Below are 25314 nucleotides of genomic sequence, written 5' to 3'. Positions count from 1 at the left end.
GCCGACCGGGGACTACAGCGCGCCGGGAATGGCGCGGATGATGCCCACCCGGGCGGCTCCGCCGAGTACCGCGGGCGCTGCCAGCTCGGCGTGCGCATCGGTCCACGGCACGCCCATACGCTGGAGAATCGCGAGGGTCAGCGGAAGTCGCGCGCGATCCGCGCCGTCATCGATCTTGTAGGCGAAGGCCGAACCGTCCGGCAGCGCGCCGGCGTGCACGCCGTCCGCGCCGATCTTGCAGACCAGTCCCGGGGTCGCGGTCATCACTCGAAAATCTGGTCCGTCCGTGCCGGAAATCACTCGCGGATGCGCGCGAATCGCGTCCGCGACACGACGTTCCGGGCTACCTTCCGCGCCCGTGGCGAAGCTCGCGTAGGCGCGCGCCAGATTCACCAGCGAAACCGGCACGATCGGCAGGCCGCAACCGTCGATGCCCAGATCGGTCTCCGGCTCACCGGTCACATCGGCGACCGTCTCCAGCACCGCCTGCTGCAGCGGATGCCCGACCTCCAGGTAGCCGCGGGTGGGCCAGTCGTTGATCTTGCAGGTGGCCAGCATGGCGGCATGTTTGCCGGAGCAGTTCATGAAGATGCGGCGGGCGGCCTTGGCGCGGTCGGACCCGGCCAGCACCTGGGCCCGGGCCTGCTCGTCGAACGGCAGATCCGGCGGGCACTCCAGGTCGTCCTCGGTGAGGCCGAAGCGATCCAGCAGTCGCGTCACCAACGCCACATGGTCGGGCTCACCGAAGTGCGAGGCGGTCGAGATGGCCAGCTCGGCGTCGTCCAGCGGTTCGAAACCGTTGCGCAGCAAGGTGAGCGCCTGCATGGGCTTGTTGGTGGAGCGCGGGAAGATCGGGCCGTGCACCGCACCCACCTCCACCAGCGGGTCACCGTCCGGCCGCAGGATCACCGCCGACCCGCGATGCACGCACTCCCGGAAACCGGAACGCACCACCTCGACGAGATCCACGCTCATTCCTGCGTTCCCTTCGGTCATCGGTCGGCCGCCGCGGTGTGCCGGCGACGGTGACGGTCGATCTGCATGCGCACGTCATCGGAGATGGTCGGCTCGGATTCCAGCAGGGTGTCCAGTCGCTCCGGGTCGGTGCCGGTGAACAGGTCGCGCACGGTGACGCCGTGCGCGGGCACGTGCACCACCCGCACCTCATCACCGGCGGCGATCGCGCCCTCGGTCAGCACCCGCAGGTAAGCACCCGTATCCGCTTGCACGGTGAAGCGTTTCACCCACTGCGGCTCGCCGGTGCGCCACTGGAAGGTGGAACACGGGACGCGCGGCGCGGAGACCTCGAGCAGGGTGTCGCCGATGCTCCAGCGCTCACCGAGCACCGCGTCACTGACGCGAAGACCGGACAGACGCAGGTTCTCGCCGAACCAGCCCGGCGTCAGCTCGCGGCCGAGTTCCCCGGCCCAGCGGGCGGCGTCCTCCTCCGCGTAGGCGTAGACGGCTTGATGGGAGCCGCCGTGATGCTCGGTGTCGCAGACGTGATCGCCGTCCAGGCCGAGCGTGCGGACCGGAACCCGGTGCGGCACCGGACGTTTGTCGATGGCGGTGCGGCCCACCTTGCTGGACTTCGCGGGCACCTCGACCTCGGCGTGCAGCACGCAGACGGCCAGCACGCGGCCGGTGTCGTGCAGCCGCGAAGCGGGGGCACTCATCGGCCGCGGAGCTTCTCGACGGCCAGCCGGCCCGCCTGCGGTTCGTCGTGGGATGGCACCGAATCCGGGTCGATGGCCGCCGCGCACGGGCCCGCGGTGAGTTCGGTGTCGACCGGGATATTGCGCTTGATCAAGGCCAGCGCGATCGGGCCGAGTTCGTAGTGGTCGATCACCGTGCCCAGCACGCCGACCGCGCGACCGCCGGCGGTCACCGGATCACCGGTCGCCGGACGGGAATCCGCGGAACCGTCCAGGTGCAGCAGCACCAGATGCCGGGGCGGCTTGCCGAGATTGTGGACGCGGGCCACCGTCTCCTGACCGCGGTAGCAGCCCTTGTTCAGGTGCACGGCACCGTGTTCGGCGGGACCGCCGATCCAGTTCACCTCGTGTGGGATGGTGCGGTCGTCGGTGTCGAGGCCGAGGCGGGGACGCAGTGCGGCCGTGCGCAGCGCCTCGAAGGCCCACATGCCCGCGGCCGTCGCGCCCGCGTCCCGCAGCTTCGTCCACCAGGTGGCCAGTTGATCGCGGGGGATGAGCAGGTCGAACGAGTCGGCGGTGGGCCAGGGCATGCGGCGCAGGAAGCCGCCGCCGGGCAGCGGCACCGCGCGGTAGGTCTCGGGAAGGGCTGGGACACCCAGGGTTTCGATGAGGTCGGTCGCGGCGGGGCCCAACAGGCTCAGTACCGCATGGTCATTCGCGGCGACGGGCTTGGCGTCGGCCCAGAAGACCATCTTCTGCAGGAAGCTCAGCAGGTCCGGGCCGCGCTCGGCCTCGGTGTCGATCCACTCGGTGCCGTCGAGGTCGGTGAGCACGAAATGGTTGAGGACCCGGCCGTTGAGATCGAGGTCCAGATTCTCCGCGGAATCCCCGTCTCGCAGATCGGCGATGGCCTGACTGGAGATGGTGTGCAGCCAGGTCAGGCGTTCCTTGCCGGTGATCGCGAGCACGAACCGGTGGGAGCGATCCACCACCGCGACCCGCTCTACCGCCGCGCGCTGCTCGCCGAACGGATCGCCGTAGTGCCACGCGACCGTGGCATCGGGTGACCCTGGCAGCCCCGCGACAGCCCCTGGAACTTGCAGAATCGGACTGGGCGTTACCGAGGAGGACACACCCCCACCCTATGCCAACCCGCACGATCGGCTCGTCCGCCTCTACGGGACCTTTGCGTGGCGGCACTCGGTGTCGCTGCCGCGCCGGTTGGCTCTTGTGCGTCGGGGGCGGGGTGGGCGGTCGGTTGCCAGGTGGCTTGACGAGGTTGGCGGCGCGGTTGAACCCACCGCGACGGGCCATCTGTCATAGGGTCGATCGCATGGTGGAACGGGTTCTGGTGACTCTTGACGGCGCGATCCGGGATCCGGACGCGCCGTTGTTGTATGCGGACGATATCGGTGCGCTGCGCGGCGACGGCATCTTCGAGACCGTGCTGGTGCGGGATGGCGTGCCCTGTGCGCTGGAGTTGCACCTGGCCCGGTTGCGGCGGTCCGCGGAGGCGCTGGACCTGCCCGCGCCCGATCTCGAGGCGTGGCGGTTCGCGGTGGAGATGGCGGCCGAGGAATGGGGGAAGGAGCGCGAGGGGGCGCTGCGCATGATCGTCACCCGGGGGCGTGACAGCGATCACGGCTCAGGTAGCGAACGATCAGCTAACAAGAGTGGAGCCCTGGCCGGGGCCGAACCCGCCACTACCGGTTACGTTTTGGTGGTTCCGGTGCAGGAGCGCGTGGAAAAGGCTCGTACCGAGGGTGTTTCGGCGATCACACTCTCGCGTGGCATCTCCGTCGATCTCGCGCAGAACGCGCCGTGGCTGCTGCTGGGTGCCAAGACGCTGTCCTACGCGACCAATATGTCGGCGCTGCGTTTCGCCCAGCGCATGGGTGCGGACGACGTCATCTTCACCAGCACCGAGCATCGGGTGCTGGAAGGGCCGCGGTCGACGGTCGTGGTGCAGCGCGACAACGAACTCATCACCCCGCCCGCGCGAAATGGCGTGCTGCCGGGCACGACTCAGCGCGCACTGTTCACGCAGGCGGAGAAGGCGGGCTGGGACTGCCGCTACGAGCCGCTGTTCGTCGCCGACCTGATCACCGCGGACGCGGTGTGGCTGCTGTCGTCGGTGACGCTGGCCGCGCGGGTCAATTCGCTCGACGGGCTGCGCATGTCCGCGCCGGAGAACGCGGGCGAGATCATCGAGATGGTGAATCGGGGTATCGCACTGCCGGGGAGTCTCGCCGACTGGTGAACCCGGCGTGTCCGTCACATTCCGGCAAATTTCTGGCACGCTGTGGCGAGGCATACGTTGATCTGAGCTTCCGCAGGCGTACTGTCTGTTACTACGTCATGTCGTAGACAGGCAGGGAGGTCGGATGAGCGTCGTAGATCTGGCGCGATGGCAGTTTGGAATTACCACCGTCTATCACTTCATCCTGGTGCCACTCACCATCGGCCTCGCACCGCTCGTCGCGGGCATGCAGACCGCCTGGGTGATCACCGGCAAGGAACAGTGGCTGCGGCTCACCAAGTTCTTCGGGAAGCTCTTCCTGATCAACTTCGCCCTCGGCGTCGCCACCGGCATCGTGCAGGAATTCCAGTTCGGCATGGGCTGGAGCGAATACTCCCGCTTCGTCGGCGACGTCTTCGGCGCACCGCTGGCCATGGAGGCGCTGGTCGCCTTCTTCATGGAATCGACCTTCCTCGGCCTGTGGATCTTCGGCTGGACCAAACTGCCGCAGAAGGTGCACCTGGCCTGCATCTGGCTGGTCGCCATCGGCGTCAACGCGTCCGCGTACTTCATCGTCGCCGCCAACTCGTTCATGCAGCATCCGGTCGGCGCGGAATACAACCCCGAGACCGGACGCGCGGAACTGCACAGCATCTGGGCGGTGCTCAGCAACAACACCACCCTCGCCGCCTTCCCGCACGTGGTGGCCGGATCCTTCCTCACCGCAGGCACTTTCGTGGCCGGCATCGGCGGCTGGTGGATGGTGCGCAACGCCCGCAAGGCCAAGGCCGAGGGCACCGAGGCACCGCTCGAGGACGCCCGCACCATGTGGCGGCCCGCCGCACGCATGGGCCTGTACGTGGTGCTGGTCGCCTCCGTCGCCCTCATCATCACCGGTGACACCCAGGGCAAGCTCATGTTCAAACAGCAGCCCATGAAGATGGCCTCGGCGGAATCGTTGTGCCACACCGAAACCGACCCGGACTTCTCGGTACTGACCATCGGTACCCACAACAACTGCGACAGCGTCGACCACGTCATCAAGGTGCCGTACGTGCTGCCGTTCCTGGCCGAGGGCAAGTTCAGCGACGTCACCCTGAAGGGCGTCAAGGACCTGCAGGTCGAATACAACGAGAAGTACGGCATCGGCGACTACCGGCCCAACCTGTTCGTCACCTACTGGTCGTTCCGCGCCATGATCACCTGGATGGCCGGCTCGATCCTGTTGGCGCTGGCCGGATTCTGGGTCACCCGCCGCGGCCGCGTGCCGGATCAGACCTGGTTCAGCTGGCTTTCGCTGATCGCGATCGCAACGCCGTTCCTGGGCAATATCTCCGGCTGGATCTTCACCGAGATGGGGCGTCAGCCCTGGGTGGTGGCACCCAATCCGACCGGTGATCAGCACATTCGAATGACCGTGCAGCAGGGCGTCTCCGGCGTCTCGCCGGGCACGATCCTCACCTCGCTGATCGTGTTCACGCTCTTGTACGGCCTGCTGGCCATCGGCTGGTTCTACCTCATGCGCCGCTACGTGATCAACGGACCGGAACAACCCGCCGACGACGACACCCCGAAGATGACCGGGGAGCCCGTCGAGAAGCTTTCCTTCGCCTACTAGGAGCCGAGGATGAGTCTCCCTGAATTCTGGTTTCTACTGATCGCGGTCCTGTTCACCGGCTACTTCGTGCTGGAGGGCTTCGACTTCGGCGTCGGCATGCTCATGCCCATCCTCGGGCGCGGCGACGAAACGAAGAAACGCGTGGTGCTCAACACCATCGGGCCGGTGTGGGACGGCAACGAGGTGTGGCTGCTCACCGGTGGTGGCGCCATGTTCGCGGCCTTCCCCGAGTGGTACGCCAGCCTGTTCTCCGGGTTCTACCTGGCGCTGCTGCTCATCCTGGTCGGGTTGATCGCGCGGGCCTGCGCCATCGAATGGCGCGGCAAGATCAACGATCCGCGCTGGCGGGTCTGGTGCGATATCGGTATCGGGCTCGGGTCCTGGATCCCGGCGCTGGCCTGGGGTCTTGCCTTCGCCAACATCGTGCGGGGCGTGAAACTCAACGCGCACAAGCAGATCGACGGCAATCTCTTCGACCTGCTCAACCCGTACGCGCTGCTGGGCGGGCTGACCACGCTGCTGCTGTTCATGCTGCACGGCGCGGTGTTCATCGCCCTCAAGACCGGCAACGAGGTGCGCGACGACGCCCAACGGCTGATCCGGATGCTGTTCGTGCCCACCGCGGTCGTGGTGGCCGCGTTCGGGATCTGGACGCAGCTCGCCTACGGGCACGGCTGGACCTGGATTCCGTTGGTGCTGGCCGTGGTCGGACTGCTGATCGCGGGCTTCGCCGCCAGCCAGGGGCGCGACGGCTGGGCGTTCACCGGAACCGCCATCACCATCGCGGCGGCCACCGTGCTGCTGTTCGGTGCGCTGTTCCCGAACGTGCTGCCCTCCACCATCAATGACGCGTACAGCCTCACCGTGGACGGGCGGAACGGCACCAAGTCGGCGTCCTCCACCCACTACACGCTGGTGGTGATGAGTTGGGTCGCGGTCGCCATGGTCCCGGTCGTGCTGTGCTACCAGGCCTGGACGTACTGGGTGTTCCGCAAGCGGCTCACCATGGAGCAGATCCCCGCGCCGATCGGGCTGCCCATGGAATCCGCGAAGAGCTGAACCGAACGAAACAGGCAGGGCTGAACGAGAACGGGCGTACCGGCGTGACACCCGGTACGCCCGTTCTTTCGCAGAGGAGATCGACCATGGCAGGACCGGTGGACCCGCGACTGTGGCGGCACGCCCGCTCGGCACGCAGGTATCTCGGAGTGAGTGTGGGGCTCTCGCTGGTCACCACCGGCGGCATCGTCATCGCGGCGCTCGCTTTGGCGCGGGTGCTGGCGGGCGTCATCACCCAGCCGGACCAGCGGCGGATCAGTTCCTGGACCGTCGAATTGGTGATCTTCACCATCGCGGTCCTGTGCCGGGTGACCGCCACCTGGTGGCAGTCCCGCCTCGCCCACCGGGCAGGCGCGCAGGTGGTCGCCGAACTCGAGACCGCCGCCCTCGACGCCGGAGCCCACCTGCCGCCCCGCGAATTGGAAAGCCGCCGCACCGAACTCGCGGTAGTGGTCGGCTCCGGACTCAGCGGCCTGCGCGCCTACCTCGCGGGCTACCTGCCCGCCCTCATCCTGACCATGCTGGTGCCGCCCATCGTGCTGGCCGTCATCGCGGTCCACGACTGGGTCTCCGGCCTGATCATCTTCATCACCCTGCCCCTGATCCCGATTTTCATGATCCTCATCGGGCTGCTCACCCAGGGCAAGTCCGCCGACACGTTGGCGGCGACCACGCGGCTGTCGGATCAACTCCTGGACCTGTTCGCGGGCATGCCCACGCTGCGTGCCCTCGGCCGCGAGACCGGCCGCACCGGCAGTGCAGGAGCAGCGGGTAGCACTGCGGCGAAGGATGATTCGCCGCGCAGCATGGCGGGCCGGGTTCGCGAGCTCGGCGACGCCCTGCACAAGCGCACCATGTCGGCCCTGCGCCTGGCCTTCCTGTCCTCCATGGTGTTGGAGCTGCTCGCCACCCTGTGTGTTGCGCTGGTCGCGGTCTCCATCGGCATGCGACTGGTATTCGGCTACATGGGATTGCACGCCGGACTGCTGGCGCTGATCCTCGCCCCGGAGGTCTACCTCCCGCTGCGCGCCGTCGGCGAACGCTTCCACGCCGCCCAGGACGGAATGGCCGCGGCGGAAAAGGCTTTCGCGGTCATCGACACAGATCCGGACGCCGAATCCGAAGATGCCCACCCGGAGACCGCACGCATCCCGATGCCGAACCTGCACGGGCACATCGACATCCACGATCTGACAGTCGCCGCCCGCGACGGCTTCGCCCCCGACGCCCTCTCCGTCACGATCCGCCCCGGCGCGGTCACGGTCCTGACCGGCCCCAACGGCTGCGGCAAATCCACCGCCCTGCAAGCGATCCTGGGCCTGATCACCCCGACCGCCGGTGAAGTACTGATCGACGGCACCCCGGTCCCCGACCTCGACCCCGACGACTGGTGGTCCTACATCGCCTGGCTGCCCCAACGCCCGGTCCTCCTCCCCGGCACCCTCCGCGACAACCTCGACCTCCTCGGCCCACCCGCCGGACCAGCCCACCTCGAAGCCGCCTGCACCGCAACGGGGTTCGACACCGTCCTCGCCGACCTCCCCGACGGCTGGTCCACCGTCCTCGGCACCGGCGGCACCGGCCTCTCCCTCGGCCAACGTCAACGCCTCGCCCTCACCCGCACCCTGGCGGCCCCCCGCTCCATCCTGCTCCTCGACGAACCCACCGCCCACCTCGACGACGCCAGCGAGGCAACGGTTCTCGCCGCCCTGGTCGAGCGCGCCCGCGCCGGCGCCACGGTCGTCGTGGTGGCCCACCGGCCTTCAGTGCTGGCGATCGCCGACCACATCATCGACGTCCACGCCACCCCCACCCCGGACGATCCACATGCCGCTAAACCGGTATCGCCGTCCAATTCGATGATCGAGGTGCCGGTCTGATGAAAGAGCTACTGGCTGATTTTCGGCGGATTCGGGAACTGCTCGAGCTTTCGCGGGGGCGGATGGCGTTGTCGGTGGGGTGGGGGGTGCTGGCGCTCGGGAGTGGGCTGGGGTTGGCGGCGTTGGCGGCGTGGTTGATTGCGCGGGCTTGGCAGATGCCGCCGGTGTTGGATTTGAGCATTGCCGTGGTGACTGTTCGGGCGCTGGGGATTTCGCGGGGGCTGTGCCGGTATCTGGAGCGGCTGGCCACGCACGATGTGGCGTTGCGGGCCATGAGTACGGCGCGGACGAGCACCTATCGGGCGCTCGCGGGGGCCGATATCTGGCGGCCGCGGCGGACCGGGGTGGTGGCCGGGCCGGAGGATGAAGCGCGGCAAGGGGATCCGACGCAGCTGCGGCGGGGTGAACTGCTCGGCCGGGTGATGAACGATATCGACGACCTCGGGGCCGTCGTGGTGCGGGCGTTCGTGCCGATCGCGGTCGCGGTGATCCTGTCGCTGCTGGCCGTCGGCCTGCTGGCGAGTATTTCGGTGCTCGCGGCGGTGATTCTGGCGGTGGCCCTGGGGGTTTCGGGGATCATCGCGCCCTGGCTGTCGGCGCGCGCGGCCCGCGAGGCCGAGTTGGCGGTGCGGGCGGACCGCACCGAGTTCACCGCCGAGGCGCTCACCGTGCTCGACCACGCACCCGAACTGCGGGTCGCGGGACGGCTTTCCACGGCGATCGACGCGGCCGGCGCGGCTGGGCAACGGGCCGTCGCCGCCGAGGATCGGGCGGCGGCACGCAGTGCGTGGGCCGCCGCCGTGCTGCCGCTGTCCATCGGTGCGAGCGTGCTGGGCTCCCTGCTCATCGGAATCGTGCTGTACGGCACCGGAACCCCCATCGCCACGGCGGGCTTCCAGACCGTCGCGCCCGGCGGCATCACTCCGATGGCGTTCACGGTGCTGGTACTGGTACCGCTGTCGGCCTTCGAAGCCGTGGCCGTCCTCCCGGCGGCCGCGCAGGCGCTCACCAACGGGCGCGCGGCGCTGCGCCGGCTCGATCGGCTGGAACGCGGCGAATCCGAGACCGTCACACCCGATCTCCCGGCCCTGCCGCCGGGCCGCCGCATCGCGGTGGTCGGTCCCAGCGGCGCGGGCAAGACCACCCTGCTCATGGCGTGGGCCGGGCTGTTCGATACGCCCCGCCCGGGCGTCACCTTCTTCGCCGAGGACGCGCACCTGTTCGGCACCACCGTGCTCGAGAACCTCCGCGTGGCGCGCGGCGGCATCACCGCCGCGGAGGCCGAATCAGCCTTGCGCGCAGTCGGAGCGGGGGAGTGGCTGGACTCGCTGCCCGACGGTGTCGACACCGATCTGGTCGGCGGGGCCGCCGCGGTCTCGGGCGGTCAGCGCCGCCGTCTCCTTGTGGCCCGCGCCCTGCTCTCCCCGGCCCGCGTACTGCTGCTGGACGAACCGACCGAGCATCTGGAGGCCGAGGCTGGAGCCGAACTGCTGCGCCGCCTGCTCGACGAATCCGACGGCCTGGTCGATCGCGACCGCACCGTGGTGGTGGTCACCCATCAGCTGCCGCCGGACGCCATGCCCGACACCATCGTTCGCGTCGCGCCGAACTCAACGATCACCATTGACGCCTTATTCCCCACAACGCCTGTCTGACCTGCCATTTCGCAGTCCGAGAAAATGCGTTGCCGCGTCTGACTCATCCGACTAACTTCGTTCTTACACAGGAAGGAGGTGGTTCGAGAATGATTTCTAGGACGCGTGAGGTGGCTGCCAGCTAGGCGCTACCGCTGCAATCGGATTCCTGATCGCGCGAGCCCTCGCGAATCCACGGCAGTCACCCGGCCCCCGAGTTACGGTCTGTCCTGACCGGATCCGCGTGAGAGTTGCATCTCCGCAGATATGACTCGGGGGCCGTACCCGTTTCAGAGCCTGGACATGAAAAAGCCCCGTACGACCGACAGGTCGACGGGGCTTCGTTGAATCTCTTACCCGATGTACCGCTGCAACCGCGCCGAGAGCCGCGGCTCCAAAGCGCCATCCGCGGCGATGCGTTCCTCGACGTAACCCAGATCGCCGCCCTCGACAATCCCGTAGAGCCGCTTCGCGCCGCCCACCACGATGCCGGACTGGCTGCGGATCACCACGTCGGTGGCCAGCTCCCAGGAGGACTGGGTGAGCGCCTGACCGTAGAACAGCTCGACAATGCCGGAGGAATGCGTGAGCAGCAGCTCCAGCACCTCATCGTCACCGTCGATGCCGACCCGCCAGAAACCGCTCTCGCGCAGATCCGGACCCGCGAACTCGCCCTTGGCATCCAGCTTCCAGGAGCGCGACTCCCAGGTCAGATAGTCGCCGCCGTCATGCGAGACGATGATCTGCTGACCGAAGCGGTAATCGCCGGTATCGGGTTCGTTGCCCTCACCCTCGCCACGCCACACCCCGACCAGGGGTAGCAGCGCGAGCATGGAGGAACTCAGATCCGGGCCCAGCCGCAGATTCGCGGTGTCCACGGGCAACGGAAGACCCGGGAGCGTCGGAACATTCATCGCTCCGGTCGACTTGGCACGCTCGGCCGCCTCGGCGACCGCCTGGTCACCGCTGCGCCTCGTGCCGTCGTCGTGGCGAACGATCGGCGTCGTCGAGGACGCCGATCCATTGGCCACTCCGTTTTCGATGTTCTCGTGGGCCGGTTCTGTCACGACTCGGTGAACAGCCGGTAGAGGACGTACAGACCGAACCAGGCGATCAGCACGGAGACGAGAACCAGCAGAATCTCGAAGGTAAGCACCACGTCTCGGAGTCTAATCCCACCACCGAGATCACGTGAAAACGACCCCGGGAAAATCTTGTGCGAATACGAGAACGGCCCCGGGATCATGAATCCCGGGGCCGTTCTTGATGTTTCGACTTACTTGGCGACGGTGACGTCCACGTTGTGGATGCCGTTGCCCTCCGGCGACACCTCGACGGTGCCGTTGCCGGACGCCGACAGCGCGCGGATGGTCCACGAGCCCGGCGCGGCGAAGAAGCGGAAGTCGCCGGTGCCCGAGGCCACGACCTCGGCGGTGAAGTCGCCGTTGCCGTCGAGCAGGCGCACGAACGCGCCGCCCACGGTGTTGCCGTCAGCGGACAGGACGCGGCCGGTGATGACCGTCTCCTTCTCCACGTCGACGCCGGCGGGGATGGCCTGTCCCTGGGTAGGTGCAGCACACATATTGATTACGCTCCCAACTCGATCGGTGCACCGACGAGGGAACCGTATTCGGTCCAGGACCCGTCGTAGTTCTTGACGTTCTGGTGGCCCAGCAGCTCCTGCAGCACGAACCAGGTGTGCGAGGAACGCTCGCCGATGCGGCAGTAGGCGATGGTCAGCTTGTCGCCGTCCAGACCGGCCTCCTTGTAGATCTCCGCCAGCTCGGCGTCGCTCTTGAAGGTGCCGTCCTCGTTCGCGGCCTTCGACCACGGCACGTTGATGGCGGTCGGGATGTGGCCCGGACGCTGCGACTGCTCCTGCGGCAGGTGGGCCGGGGCCAGGATCTTGCCGGAGAACTCGTCGGGCGAACGCACGTCGACCAGGTTCTTGGCGCCGATGGCGTCGATGACCTCGTCACGGAACGCGCGGATGGACAGGTCCTGCGCGGAAGCCTTGTACTCGGTGGCCGGACGGACATTCACGTCCTTGACCAGCGGGCGGCCGTCGAGCTCCCACTTCTTGCGGCCACCGTCGAGCAGCTTCACGTCCTGGTGGCCGTAGAGCTTGAAGTACCAGTAGGCGTACGCCGCGAACCAGTTGTTGTTGCCGCCGTAGAGCACCACGGTGTCGTCGTTGGCGATGCCACGCTCCGACAGCAGCGCGGAGAACTGCTCCTGGTTGACGAAGTCGCGGCGAACCTGGTCCTGCAGGTCCTTCTTCCAGTCGAGACGCACGGCGCCCTCGATGTGGCCCAGGTCGTAGGCCGAGGTGTCCTCGTCGACCTCGACGAGGACGACGCCCGGAGTGTTCAGGTTCTCTTCGACCCAGTCTGCGGAGACCAGGACATCGGAGCGAGCCATGTTGTTCCTTTCGATGCGGTGCCGTGGGAAGGCGTTGCGTTCGTTGGTTGAGGGTTATACAGAGGAGTTGGAGGTCGACGGCGTGCGGAACCGCGCGACGAGCGGATAGATCTTGCAGCCCAGGCAGATTCCGAACGCCGCGTTCAGGAAGGCCGCGAACAGGGCGAAACCGGTGAAGATCGCGCCCACCACGACACTGCCCGCCGCGAACCCGAGCACACCCAGCACCGCGAAGGCCAAGCCCACCAGCTGCGCGAACCGCAGCGGCGCAACCGGTTCCAACTCGGACGGCGCACCGATGCGCGGCAGCACCGCGGCGGCGTAGATCCGGCCGTACGGGCTACGACGCGGGCCGTAGGCGGCACCCAGCCCGAACACGATGGCCTGCAAGGCCAGCAGCACGGTGGCGGCGGGGACGGAGAAGACGGCGACGATCAGGACGAGGGCCAGCACCGCGGTGGTGATCCAGGCGGCGAAACGCGGGCCGCGGACATCGACCTGACCGGTGGGTAAGGCAGTGGGTGAGGGGTTCGACATGGGAGTACTCCTGCGCTGAAGGTGTATTGGCCAGATCGCCGGAGGATCGGAAACGATCTCTCGACAGCGGGGACAACTCCGGTCGGCGACAGAGGAATACGAAAGGCCGACCGGCTAGCGGCACAGGCAGCAACAACCACCGAGCCGGCACAGGTCTACCGTGCGGCGTCGGGTGAGCATCAGCTCGCGGTTGGATTGCACGAGAGGGAGTTTACCCAATTTTCGGGGGAAATTGGACCCGGGGTTCGTAATGCTGGTCACTCAGCGCCGTCGGAAACCGACAAAGAGGTCAATGACGTGCGCAGATCCGCCGCCTTCGGGACACCGGAGATCCGGAAGCGTTCCAATCCTCGAGAATCCAATACGAAAGTGGTCGGCAGCGAGAGCACATTCAGCTCCCGGGCCAGCTCCGGATTCGCGTCGATGTCGACCTCGAGATCCAGCGGTGCGGCAACGTCGGCTGCCTCGGCCAGCTCCGCCACCACCGACCCGACCACCCGGCGCACCGCCGCGCACGGGCCGCACCAGTCGGCGGAGAAATGCAGCACGGTCGGCCGCCCGGGCATCACCCCGGCCGCGGCCAGCAGCGCGGTCCGGGCCGACTCGGGCTCGGCCACCGCGCTCGCCCGCACCCGGCCCTCGTTGCGGCGCACCAGGATCCCCACCACGGTGGCCACCACCAGCACCCCCGCCCCGATGGCCAGCGCGATCACGACTGCAGCCGATCCAGATCGACGGTCACATTGCGCGCGGTGCCCTCCACCACGATCTGCCCGCCGATGGCCTCGACCTTGGTGGGCATGATGCCGAAGGGCATGTTCTTGATGTCGATGGTGTGGGTGAAGCGGGCCAGCACCGCGGCCCGATCCTGTTCGGGAATGACGGTCGGCTCGGTGTCGGCGTCGCCCTGCAGATCCCGCCCGGAGATGGCGGTCGCGGTGACCTGCACCTGATTGCCTTCGAGCTTCAGCTCGGCCAGTACGTGGACCTTCTTGGTGGTGATCTTCTCGCCGCCGTCGCCGCGCTGGTCGGGGATCTGTACCGACAGCGCCGGGTCGGTATCGGGGGTGACGGGCACGAAGCCCTCGAGGATGACCGCACCGGTGGTGGTCACGCCGGTGCCGCCGGAACCGCCGGAGCCGTCGGACTTGTCGGTGGGCGGGCCGAAGACCTGCAGGCCCTGAATATTGAACATGCGGCCCAGTTCGGCCGGTTCGATGCGGACTCGCGAGAGCACCTCGTCCACCGGCACCCGGCCCACATTGCCGTCGATGAGATTGCGCATCGACACGCGGGTGCCGCGCAGATTCGCCTCGACGGTGATCTGGCCCGGGATGTCCGGCCGCAACACGCGGGCGCGGACGTCCACGCTGCTGTACTTGCCGTCGAGCGCCTGGATGACGAACGGGTGTCCGATCGACTCGTGGAAGGTGATCTCCGGGTCGGCACTCAGGTCCGAGCCGGTTCGCAGCAGTCGCGACACCCGGTACTCGGAGTAGGCCGCAACTCCGAAATCGAGCAGCACGGCCAGCCCTGCCAAGCAGAGCAATCCGATGAGGAGCCTCCGGAAACGCATAGCCTGCACCCTAATAGGGAGGCGGGTTGTTATCGGTGGTCGCGGTACGACACGGGCAGGTCGCGGACCGGTGAAATGGAAATGAAGAGGGAGTAGACCGGACCAGTCGGTTGCCTCGGTGGCCGCGAATACGAGCCTGTCGGTCCCGACACGCTAATGTAGGCAGCGATTACCTGTGATGACCTGCATGGGGTAGTGGCCGACAGTGCGGTAGCCACACACATGCCAGATGGGATGGAGGGCCCCCATGGAGCTGCTCCTGCTGACCTCCGACCCCAACCCCGAGGCGGTGCTGCCGTCGCTGGCGTTGCTGCCACACCATGTGCGGCCCGCGCCGACCGAGGTGGCGTCCCTGCTTGAGGCAGGTTCCGCCGATGTCGCGCTGGTCGATGCCCGCACCGATCTGGCCGCCGCGCGCGGCCTGTGCCGGTTGCTGGGTAGCACCGGTTCCTCGGTGCCGGTGGTGGCGGTGCTGACCGAAGGCGGCCTGGTCGCGGTGAACGCGGACTGGGGGCTGGACGACATCCTGCTGCCCGGTACCGGACCCGCCGAACTGGACGCCCGGCTGCGCTTGCTGGTGGCCCGCAACGGCGGTGTCGCCAGCCCGGAGAACACCGGCAAGATCACGCTGGGTGAGCTGGTGATCGACGAGGGCACCTACACCGCCCGTCTGCGCGGTCGCCCACTCGACCTGACCTACAAGGAGTTCGAACTCCTCAAGTACCTCGCGCAGCACGCGGGCCGGGTCTTCACCCGCGCCCAGTTGCTGCAGGAGGTGTGGGGTTACGACTTCTTCGGTGGCACCCGCACCGTGGACGTGCACGTGCGACGCCTGCGCGCCAAGCTGGGCAGCGAGTACGAATCGCTGATCGGCACGGTCCGCAATGTCGGCTACAAGGCGGTCCGTCCGGCCCGTACCACGGGTAAGGGTGGTGAGGCGGTCAGCTTCCCGGACGCCGAAGGCGACGACTCCGAACTGACGACGGCGAACGGCACGATCTGATGACTTCCTGGACCGACCGGCTGCCCTCCGAGACAGCCGCGGCGGTGCGGGCGGTGCTGGCGCGGGCCGCGACGGCCGACGGGGTCGACGCGGTGTCGGAGCAGGCCGTGCTGTCGCTCGGAAACGATTCTCCCGCACGCCATCTGGTGGACATCCGGGACGGCGTGGTGACCGGGTACGCGAATCTCGTTCCCGCGCACGGGGAGCACCCGGCGATGGCGGAGGTCGCGGTCGATCCGCGGGCCCGTGGGAACGGCATCGGCGCTGGTCTGGTGGCTGCCGCACTGGCGGCCGGCGGCCCGGACGCCCGGATCTGGGCACACGGTGATCTGCCGCCCGCGCGGGCCGTCGCAGCCCGGTTGGGCCTGTCCGTTTCGCGTGAATTGTGGCAAATGCGGCGGGAATTGGCGAACTCCGAGCTACCGGAGTTGACCGTGCCGGACGGTCTGGAATTGCGCACCTACGCGGGGCCTTCCGACGATGCCGAACTGCTGCGCGTGAACAACGCCGCCTTCTCCTGGCATCCCGAACAGGGCGGCTGGACCGAGTCCGATATCGCCGCCCGCCGCGCCGAATCCTGGTTCGATCCCAAGGGTCTGTTCATCGCGATCGACCCCGCCGATCCGGACCGCATTCTCGGATTCCACTGGACGAAGGTGCATTCCGAGGAAACCCCGCCGATCGGCGAGGTCTACGTGGTCGGCATCGACCCGCAGGCGCAGGGCCGCGGCCTCGGTCGGCTGCTCACCCTGGCCGGTCTGCACTACCTGAAGGATCGCGGCCTCGACGCCGTCCTGCTCTACACCGAGGGTGACAACACCGCGGCCGTCCACACCTACACCCGGCTGGATTTCACTCGATTCCACATCGACGTCGCGTACTCCGGCGCGCCGTAAATTCCGCTCGGCAACAGTGCGGCTAATGTCACACGACGTGCGCCGCAATCTGGGCGGTGTGTTCATCTCCAGTTCACCTACCCAGGTCCAACTGTCAACCAGCCACCCCTACGTTGCAATTGGGCCGCGAACCGCTGCCCGGTGCGCTAGTTCGCAGCGAACAGCCGCCTTCGCGCCCGTCCGACCGTTGAGGGGTTGGACGTGCAACGTGATTCCCCCGGAGGAATTGGTGAATCTCAAGCGCAGCAGCGCCCTGCTCGGTGTGTTGGCCGCGGCCGGTGCCCTTACCCTGACCGCGTGCGGCTCTGACAACAACGGCACCAACGGTGCCGCCAAGATCGACGTCGCCTGTGGTGGCAAGACGTCGCTCAAGGCCAGTGGCTCCACCGCCCAGAAGAACGCGATGGACCGTTTCGTCGCCGCGTACCAGGCCAACTGCTCGGGTGCCAAGCTGGATTACACCGGCTCGGGCTCGGGTGCCGGCGTGAACGACTTCATCGGCAACCAGACCGATTTCGCGGGTTCCGACTCGGCGCTGGACCCCACCAAGGGTGAGACCGACAAGGCTGCCGCGCGTTGCGCCAGCCCGGCGTGGAACCTGCCCGCCGTCTTCGGCCCGATCGCGGTCGCCTACAACGTCCCCGGCATCGACAACCTGGTTCTCGACCCGCCGACCATCGCGAAGATCTTCTCCGGTGACATCACCACCTGGAACGACACCGCGATCAAGGCGCTGAACGCGAACAACGCCGACAAGCTGCCCTCGGACAAGATCGGCGTGATCTTCCGCTCCGACGAGTCGGGCACCACCGACAACTTCCAGAAGTACCTGACCGCCGCCGGCGGCTACACCAAGGGCGCCGGCAAGGCGTTCAACGGTGGCACCGGTGAGGGCGTCAAGGGCTCGGACGGCACCTCGGCCGCGGTCGCGAACACCAAGTTCACCATCACCTACACCGAGTGGTCCTTCGCCAAGGCGCAGAAGCTGTCCACCGTGCGCGTGCTGACCACCGCCACCTCGAACGACCCGAAGCCGGTCGACCTCACCACCGAGACCGCCGCCAAGGCCGTCGACGCGGCGAAGGTCAAGGGCGAGGGCAACGACCTGGTGCTGGACAACACCTCGATCTACAAGCCCGCCACCGGTGGCGCTTACCCGATCATGCTGGCCACCTACGAGATCGTCTGCTCGAAGTACGGCGACGCCGACACCGCCAAGGCTGTCAAGGCGTTCCTGACCTCGGCGGTCGGCAACGGTCAGACCGGTCTGGCGGACGCGGGCTACGTGCCGCTGCCGGACGCGTTCAAGACCAAGCTCACCACCGCGATCAACGCCATTTCCTGATCGCCTGATCGAAAAAACCACGATGACCGTGCACGACGAAGCTGCATCCTCGGGTCTGTCCGTTTCGACCGACCCGAGGGATGACCGTGCCCAAACGCCGGGGGATACTGCGCTGATGCCGACCGATCCCAGCACCAAACCGGCCGCGGGGCGCGGCGCACCCACCAAGTTCGGCGCGGAGTTCGCGTTCCGTTCGGCGGCCACGGCCGCCGGCGGGATCATCGTCGCCGCCATTGCTCTGATCGCATTGTTCCTGTTGATCAGGGCATGGCCCTCGATCATGGCGAACAAGTCGAACTTCTTCACCACCACCGAGTTCAACGTCAAGGACGACAACAACCTGCACTTCGGCATCAAGGACCTGTTCATGGTCACGGTGCTGAGCTCGTTGTTCGCGCTCGCGATCGCGGTGCCGATCGGTGTCGGTATCGCGCTGTTCCTGACGCAGTATTCGCCGAAGGTGCTGGCGCGGCCGTTCTCGGCCATCGTGGACCTGCTGGCGGCGGTGCCGTCGATCGTGTTCGGTCTGTGGGGATTCCTCGTCGTGGCTCCGAAGCTGAGCCCCTTCGAGGATTTCCTCAACCAGCACCTGAGCTGGTTCTTCCTCTTCTCCAACGGCAATGTCAGCATTGCCGGCGGCGGCAATATCTTCACCGCGGGTGTGATTCTCGCCGTGATGATTCTGCCGATCATCACCTCGGTCAGCCGTGAGGTCTTCGGTCTGACCCCGCGCACGCACATCGAGGCGGCGCAGGCGCTGGGCGCGACCAAGTGGGAAGTGGTGCGGTTGACCGTGCTGCCCTTCGGCCGCTCGGGTGTGATCGCCGGTTCCATGCTCGGCCTGGGCCGCGCGCTCGGTGAGACCATCGCGGTCCTGATCGTGCTGCGCACCTCGACGAGGGCGGGGAGCTGGACGCTGTTCGACGGCGGCTACACCTTCGCCTCCCGAATCGCGGCCTCCGCTTCGGAATTCAGCTCCAAGCTGCCGACCGGTGCCTATATCGCCGCCGGTTTCGTCTTGTTCGCTCTGACGTTCGTCGTCAACGCATTGGCTCGGCTCGCGGCGGGCGGGAAGGTGAACGGATGACCGCCACACTCGACAAGCCGATCAAGGCCCCGACCTTCCGGCATGTCAGCTTCGGCCGCCGGATCAAGAACAACATCGCCACCGGCGTGGTCTGGACCTGCTTCGGTGTCGCCCTGGTTCCGCTGCTCTGGGTTCTCTACATCGTGATCCAGAAGGGTGCCGTCGCGCTCACTCGTTCGGGCTGGTTCACCAAGTCGCAGAACGGCGTACTGCCCGACTCGCACGACGGCGGCGTCTATCACGCCATCTACGGCACGGTTGTTCAGGCGGGCATCGCGGCCGTGATCGCGGTGCCGCTGGGCATCATGGCCGCCGTCTTCCTGGTCGAGTACGGGCGTGGCTGGCTGGCCAAGACCACGACCTTCATGGTCGACATCCTGGCCGGTGTGCCCTCGATCGTGGCCGCGCTGTTCATCTTCGCCTTGTGGATCGCCACCCTCGGTTTCAAGCAGAGCGCCTTCGCCGTATCGCTGGCCCTGGTGCTGCTGATGCTGCCCGTGGTGGTCCGCTCCACGGAGGAGATGCTCAAGCTGGTGCCGGACGAATTGCGTGAGGCCTCTTACGCGCTCGGCATCCCGAAGTGGAAAACCATTGTGCGGATCGTCATTCCGACCGCCGCCCCGGGCATGATCTCCGGCATGCTGCTGGCCGTCGCCCGTGTCATGGGTGAGACCGCGCCGGTGCTGGTGCTGGTCGGCTACTCGAAGGCCATCAACTTCGATGTCTTCAACGGCAATATGGCCTCGCTTCCGCTGCTGATGTACCAGGAGCTGTCGAACCCGGAGGCCGCGGGCCGCGAGCGTATCTGGGGTGCGGCGCTGACCCTGATCCTGATCATCGCGCTGCTGTATGCCGCAGCCGCTCTGGTCAACAAGCTGCTGACGCGGAACCGATAGAAGGAAAGACTGATGGCCAAGCGAATTGACGTCAAAGACCTCAATATCTACTACGGCAAGTTCCACGCCGTCGCCAATGTCGGTCTGACGGTGCTGCCGCGCAGCGTGACCGCTTTCATCGGTCCGTCCGGCTGTGGCAAGTCGACCGTGCTGCGTGCGCTCAACCGCATGCACGAGGTGACCCCGGAGGCCCGCGTCGAGGGCGCGGTGCTGCTCGACGGTGAGGACATCTACGGCGCCCAGGTCGATCCGGTCGGCGTGCGCCGCACCATCGGCATGGTGTTCCAGCGGCCGAACCCGTTCCCCACCATGTCGATTCGCGACAATGTGGTGGCCGGGCTGCGGCTGCAGGGCATTCGCAACAAGGCCAAGCTGGACGAGGTGGCCGAGCAGTCGCTGCGCGGCGCCAACCTCTGGAACGAGGTCAAGGACCGGCTGGACAAGCCGGGCGGCGGCCTCTCCGGTGGTCAGCAGCAGCGTCTGTGCATCGCGCGTGCCATCGCGGTGTCGCCGGACGTGCTGCTCATGGACGAGCCGTGTTCGGCCCTGGACCCCATCTCCACGCTCGCGATCGAGGATCTGATCACCGAGCTGAAGAAGGAGTTCACCATCGTCATCGTCACCCACAACATGCAGCAGGCCGCGCGTGTGAGTGACCAGACCGCCTTCTTCAACCTGGAGGCGCAGGGCAAGCCCGGCAAGCTGATTGAAATCGACGAGACCGAGAAGATCTTCTCGAACCCGTCGCAGAAGCAGACCGAGGACTACATCTCGGGTCGCTTCGGATAAACAGACTCTCCGGCGTCTACGACCCCTGCCTTTTGGCAGGGGTCGTTTCATTTGTGCAGGTAGTAGTGCATAAGCGGCTGCTGTGTGGCGTCCGTCATATGGCTGCGCGGTGATTGTGTGCAACCGTTCGTCACAGTTAGTCTGACCTCAATGGTAAACCGATCGGTTTAGTAAGGAGGTGTCGGATGACTGTCTCAACGGCGAGCCTGGGATCCGGAACGACCGCGGCCGGATTGTCGCAGCGGGCGAAGGTGGCGGCGCTGGTCGCGATCTGTCTCGCGGAACTGCTTGTGGTCCTGGACAACACGCTGGTCAATGTGGCCCTGCCGTCCATGGCCGTAGAACTGCAAGCCGATATGAGCGGCCTGCAGTGGATCGTGGACGCGTTCACGCTGGCCTTCTCCGGCCTGCTGCTGGCCATGGGACACCTCGGCGACCGGTACGGGCGGCGGCTGTTCATGATCATCGGCCTGAGCGGTGTGGCGGTCATGTCCGCCGCAGGCGCGCTGTCGTCCGGACTCGGGCAGGTCATCGCGGCCCGCGCGGGCATGGGCGTCTTCGCGGCGGTGGTCTTCCCGGCCACGCTGGCCCTGCTCACCAATATCTTCACCGCTCGGCGTGAGCGGGCCGCGGCCATCGCGCTGTGGACCGCCATGGCGGGCATCGCCATCGCCATCGGCCCGACGGTGGGCGGCTGGCTGCTGCAGTACTTCTCCTGGCACTCGGTGTTCTGGATCAATGTTCCGGTGGCGCTGGTGGCCATCGCGGCGGTGCTGGTGACGGTGCCGGAATCCCGTGCGGCGCACGTGGATCGGCTCGACCGGGTAGGCATCGTGCTCTCGCTGGTCGGCGTGACCGCGCTGGTGTGGTCCATCATCGAGGCGCCCAAGCACGGTTGGCTCGCAACCGAAAGCCTTGCGGGCTACCTGCTTTCGATCATTCTGCTGGCCGCGTTCGTGGGCTGGGAACTGCGTACGCCCACGCCGGTGCTGAATATGCGGCTGTTCCGCAATCGCCGCTTCGCGTTGCCCTCGCTGGCGATCACGGTGTCCTACTTCGCGGCCTTCGGCTTCCTGTTCCTGATCACCCAGTACTTCCAGGGCGTGAAGGAGCTGTCCCCGCTCGAATTCGGCATCCACTCACTGCCTTTCGCGGTGGCGGTCGGCTTCGGTGCACCCATCGCCACCCTGCTGGCCCAGCGGGTGGGCACGACGGCCATGGTGGTTTCGGGGCTGCTGATCCTGGCGGTGGCCATGTACATCGCGGGTAGGACCACCGTCGACACCGCGTATGTGGGGCCGGTGGTGGTGTCCATGATCCTGATGGGGCTGGGATTCGCCATCGTTCAGGGTCCGGCGACCGAATCCATCATGGGCGCGGTGCCTTTGGAAGAGGCGGGCGCGGGCTCGGCGGTCAACGACACCACGCGTGAGGTGGGTGGCGCGCTCGGGGTGGCGGTGCTGGGTTCGGTGATGACGTCCATCTACACCAGTCATATCGCCGATCGGATCGGCGCGATTCCCGCGCAGATCATGAACGCGCAGCAGAAGGAATTGGCGAGCAATACGCCGATCAGCATTATCGGGGTAGTGAAGGCCCCGGTGAATCCGTTGCTCGCACAGGCGAAGACGGATCTGATCCACGCCATGAAGGTCGCGGCCATGCAGGGTTCCACAGTCGCGTCGTACATCGCGGTGGGTGCCCTGGTGGTATGCGCGGCCATCGTGGCCGCGACGCTTCCGTGGCGGGTGGAGAAGGGTGAATCGTTCCTGATGGGGTGGCGCGAGTCCGACGAGGACTGACGCCACCACCGAGGGGGAGAGCTAGATGCTCTCCTTCTCGGAATCCGGGTCGGGCGGCAGCACGCCGGTGACCAGGAAGACCACGCGGCGGCCGATCTCGACGGCGTGGTCGGCGAAGCGCTCGTAGTAGCGGCCCAGCAGCGCCACGTCGACGGCGGCGGCCACGCCGAACTGCCAGTCGCGGTCCATGATCAGCGTGAACAGGTGCTTGCGCAGGTCGTCCATCGCCTCGTCGTCGTCGGTGAGCTTGGCGGCCCGCTCGGGATCGCGGGACTCCAGCACCTCCTTGGCGGTGGCGCCCATCTTGACGGCGACGCGGCCCATTTCGGCGAAGTAGCTGTTGACGGCCTCCGGCACGGCGTGGGCCGGGAAGCGGCGGCGGGTCATCTTGGCGACGTGCAGCGCGAGCACGCCCATCCGGTTCACGTCGGCGACGATCTGGATGGCGCTGACCACCTGCCGCAAATCACCGGCGACCGGGGCCTGCAGGGCGAGCAGCGCGAACGCCTTCTCCTCGGCGAGGGTGATCATCTCGGCGATGCGGTCGTATTCGCTGATCACCTGCTCGGCGAGCTCGAGATCGGCACTGAGCAGGGACTGGGTGGCCCGCTCCATCGCCGATCCGGCGAGCCCGGCCATGCCGCCGAGCAGATCGGCGAGCTCGGCCATTTGTTCGTTGTAGATGACACGCATAGGTCAAGACATTAGTGCGCACCGCTGACCAAGTCACCAACTGCGGGTTAACCGTCGGTGCCGGTCGGTTCCAGCAAAGTCACCGCAGTTCCGCTGAGTGGGACCGGTTCTTACTTACACAGGTCGTCGGCGGCGTTGACGTGCTCCAGATCGGACGGAAGTGTGACCGGCGCCGCACTGGGCCCGCCGGAGTCCGTCGGCGTGTCGGGCAGGGCCTGACCGAAGGCGGTGGGTGCTTTCACCGTGCCCGCGAAGTCGGCGCCCGCGACCACCTCGACAATGCTGCCGAGTCCGGTCGCGGGTTCGAGCGTCGCGCCGGGGATGGCGCTGGCGACGGTGGCGGCCTCGGCTTCGTGTCCGGCGGAATAGCGGACCTTGGTCTTGGCGGAGGTGCCGTCGGCGTAGTTGCCGGTGCTGTAGATCTGGAAGCCCTGATTGGCCAGCTTGGTCGCGGTGGTCCCGGCGATGCCCGCCTGGCCGGACCCGTTGGACACCTGTAGCGACACCGTGCTCGGATCCACCGCCAGCAGTTTGGGTTTGGCGGTGGGCGCGGCGCTGGTGGTGGCCGGCGCCTCGGTCTTCTTCTCGCCGGGCAGCGGCTGATCGTCGATGACGGCCCGGAAGATGGCCTTGATATCGGATTCGCGCGGGATCTCGTTGCCGTACGAAGTGGTGCCGGCGGTCGGGACGGTCAGGAAGGTGATGGCCCCGGCCTGCATCTTCTGCATCGAACGGCCCAGTGTCAGTAGGTCTTTGGTGGTGACGTTGTCCATGAAGGAGTGCTGGGCGAAGGCGTTGATGAACCCGTTGAGCTTGCCCGGGTCGAAGAGCACCTTGCTCGACAGCGCGCTGCGCAGCAGTGAGGACAGGAACCGCTGCTGCCGGTTGATCCGGTCGTAGTCGCTGCGTTCCTCGCCGTAGACGTGCCGGGCGCGCACGTAATCCAGTGCGGTGGAACCGTTCACGGTCTGCTTGCCGGGTGTGGTGAGCACGGTGCCGAGGATCTCGTCGACGAGCGGCTTGGTGGTGCACACCTCGACGCCGCCGACCACGTCGACCATGGATTCGAAGCCGGAGAAGTCGATGCCGACGAAGTGGTTGATCTTCAGGCCGGAGAGTTTGGTGATCACCTTGGTCAGGCATTTCGGCCCGCCGAGGGCGTAGGTGGCATTGAGCTTGTCGCCCACGGCCCCAGGGTATTTCGAGCCGTTGTAGGCGGCCTTGTCGTTGTCCCAGCCTTCGCAGTCGGGCCGGGTGACGTCCAGGTCGCGGGGGAACGATACGGCGACCACGCGCGCCCGGTTGGCGGGGATGTTCACCAGCATGACGGTGTCGGAGCGGGCGCCCTCGGCGTCGTCGACGCTGCCGGCGCCGAGGCTGCCGTTGGCGCCCGCGCGGGTGTCGGTGCCGACGATGAGGAAGTTCTCGTCGCCGGTCTGCCCGTCGGCGTCGACCACGTCGGTGTTGTTGTCGTCGAGGGCCGAAACCTGCTGGAAGTTACTGTCTTTGGCCTTCAGGTAGCTCCAGCCGCCACCGGTGACAACGAGCGCGACGACGGCGATCACCGCGAGGCAGGCGCGCCCGGCGAGGGCGAGGCGGCGGTTGCGGCGTCGGCGGGCCGGTGAGATCCGTTTGGCCGGTTCGGTTCCCACCGGCGCGGGTAGCGCGGTGGTGGGGTAGTCGGCGGGCGAGGTGACCTTGCGGCTCAGCAGTGCTTTGGCGCGCTGGGCGGCCGGGGTCGGTTTGACGGGCGCGTCCGGGGGCGGGGTGGCCGCGGTGACCGCGGGCAGTTCCTCGGTGACGGGGTCGGTGCTCGGGTCGGCGGGGCGCACGGCCCGATTGCTGCCGGTGCCGGGCGCGTTGGCGACGCGGCGCAGATGGCTGGTGTCGCGTGCGGCGCGCGGGGTGCCGGTGGCCTGGGACTCGTTGGCGGCCACGGGGTTCGGTGGTGTGGGCGGCGCGGTGGACTCCGCGTCGACCCGGTCCACGAGGTCCTGTACCGAGATGGGTCGCTCCCAGGGGGCGCGACCTCCGGAGCGTGGCGTCCGCCCGTACCGATCGTCACCCACCAACGAACCTCACTTCGCTCTTGATACCGATCGCCATGATAACGATTTCGCCACGGTGAACCACTCGAACGTATGTCCACCACAGGTGGGGAAGCTTTGCGCAAGTGTGCCAGGG

At 67.2% G+C, this 25314-nt stretch carries 23 protein-coding genes; 12 read left to right on the top strand and 11 right to left on the bottom strand.

The features are described from left to right. Positions 1 to 12: 12 nt before the first annotated feature. From ACFXHA_RS08340 to ACFXHA_RS08330, 3 genes are read right to left on the bottom strand one after another with little or no spacing between them, the layout of a single operon-like run. Entirely contained in the window at positions 13 to 975 is a 963-nt protein-coding gene (locus ACFXHA_RS08340; protein ID WP_379354310.1) for an asparaginase, read from the bottom strand. A gap of 17 nt (positions 976 to 992) precedes the next feature. Next, entirely contained in the window at positions 993 to 1676 is a 684-nt protein-coding gene (locus tag ACFXHA_RS08335; protein WP_379354308.1) for an MOSC domain-containing protein, read from the bottom strand. Continuing rightward, positions 1673 to 2788, bottom strand: coding sequence for a YgfZ/GcvT domain-containing protein (locus ACFXHA_RS08330; RefSeq protein WP_379354306.1), 1116 nt, complete (start codon positions 2786 to 2788; stop codon positions 1673 to 1675). The genes ACFXHA_RS08335 and ACFXHA_RS08330 overlap by 4 nt, the downstream gene beginning before the upstream one ends. A gap of 200 nt (positions 2789 to 2988) precedes the next feature. On the opposite strand from ACFXHA_RS08330, the gene ACFXHA_RS08325 reads away from it, so the two are divergent. The 5 genes from ACFXHA_RS08325 (at position 2989) to ACFXHA_RS08305 (ending at position 10106) form a co-directional block, all read left to right on the top strand. Further along, a complete protein-coding gene (locus ACFXHA_RS08325) occupies positions 2989 to 3915 on the top strand; it encodes an aminodeoxychorismate lyase (protein WP_379354304.1) in 927 nt (308 codons plus the stop codon). 124 nt (positions 3916 to 4039) lie between these two features. Then, positions 4040 to 5512 (top strand): cytochrome ubiquinol oxidase subunit I, encoded by a 1473-nt coding sequence (locus ACFXHA_RS08320; protein ID WP_379354302.1) that lies wholly within the window; start codon positions 4040 to 4042, stop codon positions 5510 to 5512. A gap of 9 nt (positions 5513 to 5521) precedes the next feature. After that, the gene (gene cydB / locus ACFXHA_RS08315) at positions 5522 to 6571 is read left to right on the top strand and encodes a cytochrome d ubiquinol oxidase subunit II (protein WP_379354300.1); all 1050 of its coding nucleotides are present in this window, start codon (positions 5522 to 5524) and stop codon (positions 6569 to 6571) included. A gap of 86 nt (positions 6572 to 6657) precedes the next feature. Next, complete coding sequence (cydD, locus tag ACFXHA_RS08310; RefSeq protein WP_379354298.1) at positions 6658 to 8451, top strand: thiol reductant ABC exporter subunit CydD; 1794 nt, start codon at positions 6658 to 6660, stop codon at positions 8449 to 8451. After that, entirely contained in the window at positions 8451 to 10106 is a 1656-nt protein-coding gene (locus ACFXHA_RS08305) for an ATP-binding cassette domain-containing protein (protein WP_379354296.1), read from the top strand. The genes cydD and ACFXHA_RS08305 overlap by 1 nt, the downstream gene beginning before the upstream one ends. A 332-nt stretch (positions 10107 to 10438) precedes the next feature. On the opposite strand, the gene ACFXHA_RS08300 is transcribed toward ACFXHA_RS08305, so the two are convergent. From ACFXHA_RS08300 to ACFXHA_RS08275, 6 genes are all read right to left on the bottom strand, one after another. Next, positions 10439 to 11116 carry an FABP family protein gene (locus ACFXHA_RS08300; protein ID WP_379355007.1) on the bottom strand — a complete coding sequence of 226 codons (678 nt, stop codon included), beginning with the start codon at positions 11114 to 11116 and terminating at the stop codon, positions 10439 to 10441. A 245-nt stretch (positions 11117 to 11361) separates the two neighbouring features. Beyond that, complete coding sequence (locus ACFXHA_RS08295) at positions 11362 to 11667, bottom strand: DUF1416 domain-containing protein (protein WP_379354294.1); 306 nt, start codon at positions 11665 to 11667, stop codon at positions 11362 to 11364. A gap of 5 nt (positions 11668 to 11672) precedes the next feature. After that, positions 11673 to 12506, bottom strand: a complete 834-nt coding sequence (locus ACFXHA_RS08290) for a sulfurtransferase (RefSeq protein WP_379354292.1) — start codon at positions 12504 to 12506, stop codon at positions 11673 to 11675. Between the two features lie 54 nt (positions 12507 to 12560). Beyond that, complete coding sequence (locus tag ACFXHA_RS08285; RefSeq protein WP_379354290.1) at positions 12561 to 13043, bottom strand: DUF4395 domain-containing protein; 483 nt, start codon at positions 13041 to 13043, stop codon at positions 12561 to 12563. Positions 13044 to 13300: 257 nt separating this feature from the next. Continuing rightward, entirely contained in the window at positions 13301 to 13756 is a 456-nt protein-coding gene (locus tag ACFXHA_RS08280) for a thioredoxin family protein (protein WP_379354288.1), read from the bottom strand. Then, positions 13753 to 14619: an LmeA family phospholipid-binding protein gene (locus ACFXHA_RS08275; RefSeq protein ID WP_379354286.1), complete on the bottom strand. Its 867-nt coding sequence runs from the start codon at positions 14617 to 14619 to the stop codon at positions 13753 to 13755. The genes ACFXHA_RS08280 and ACFXHA_RS08275 overlap by 4 nt, the downstream gene beginning before the upstream one ends. Positions 14620 to 14866: 247 nt before the next feature. Between ACFXHA_RS08275 and ACFXHA_RS08270 the strand changes: the two genes are divergently transcribed. The 7 genes from ACFXHA_RS08270 to ACFXHA_RS08240 all read left to right on the top strand — a co-directional run bounded on the left by ACFXHA_RS08270 (position 14867) and on the right by ACFXHA_RS08240 (position 22437). Beyond that, entirely contained in the window at positions 14867 to 15622 is a 756-nt protein-coding gene (locus ACFXHA_RS08270; protein WP_379354284.1) for a winged-helix domain-containing protein, read from the top strand. After that, complete coding sequence (gene mshD / locus ACFXHA_RS08265) at positions 15622 to 16518, top strand: mycothiol synthase (protein WP_379354283.1); 897 nt, start codon at positions 15622 to 15624, stop codon at positions 16516 to 16518. The genes ACFXHA_RS08270 and mshD overlap by 1 nt, the downstream gene beginning before the upstream one ends. Before the next feature lie 229 nt (positions 16519 to 16747). Beyond that, positions 16748 to 17863 carry a phosphate ABC transporter substrate-binding protein PstS gene (gene pstS / locus ACFXHA_RS08260; RefSeq protein WP_379354281.1) on the top strand — a complete coding sequence of 372 codons (1116 nt, stop codon included), beginning with the start codon at positions 16748 to 16750 and terminating at the stop codon, positions 17861 to 17863. A 115-nt stretch (positions 17864 to 17978) separates the two neighbouring features. After that, positions 17979 to 18950, top strand: coding sequence for a phosphate ABC transporter permease subunit PstC (gene pstC, locus ACFXHA_RS08255; protein ID WP_379354279.1), 972 nt, complete (start codon positions 17979 to 17981; stop codon positions 18948 to 18950). Further along, complete coding sequence (pstA, locus tag ACFXHA_RS08250) at positions 18947 to 19846, top strand: phosphate ABC transporter permease PstA (RefSeq protein WP_379354277.1); 900 nt, start codon at positions 18947 to 18949, stop codon at positions 19844 to 19846. The genes pstC and pstA overlap by 4 nt, the downstream gene beginning before the upstream one ends. Positions 19847 to 19858: 12 nt before the next feature. Continuing rightward, positions 19859 to 20635: a phosphate ABC transporter ATP-binding protein PstB gene (pstB, locus tag ACFXHA_RS08245; RefSeq protein ID WP_379354275.1), complete on the top strand. Its 777-nt coding sequence runs from the start codon at positions 19859 to 19861 to the stop codon at positions 20633 to 20635. Between the two features lie 185 nt (positions 20636 to 20820). Then, complete coding sequence (locus ACFXHA_RS08240; protein WP_379354273.1) at positions 20821 to 22437, top strand: MFS transporter; 1617 nt, start codon at positions 20821 to 20823, stop codon at positions 22435 to 22437. A 21-nt stretch (positions 22438 to 22458) separates the two neighbouring features. Here ACFXHA_RS08240 and phoU read toward each other — a convergent pair whose 3' ends face one another. Together phoU and ACFXHA_RS08230 are read right to left on the bottom strand one after the other, a co-directional pair. After that, positions 22459 to 23130 carry a phosphate signaling complex protein PhoU gene (gene phoU / locus ACFXHA_RS08235; RefSeq protein WP_379354271.1) on the bottom strand — a complete coding sequence of 224 codons (672 nt, stop codon included), beginning with the start codon at positions 23128 to 23130 and terminating at the stop codon, positions 22459 to 22461. A gap of 110 nt (positions 23131 to 23240) precedes the next feature. Next, a complete protein-coding gene (locus ACFXHA_RS08230) occupies positions 23241 to 25199 on the bottom strand; it encodes an LCP family protein (protein WP_379354269.1) in 1959 nt (652 codons plus the stop codon). Positions 25200 to 25314 lie beyond the last annotated feature (115 nt).

The organism is Nocardia sp. NPDC059240, assembly GCF_042753865.1.
In the GTDB taxonomy this organism is placed as follows: domain Bacteria; phylum Actinomycetota; class Actinomycetes; order Mycobacteriales; family Mycobacteriaceae; genus Nocardia.
This window is presented reverse-complemented; position numbering and strand designations above follow the sequence as displayed.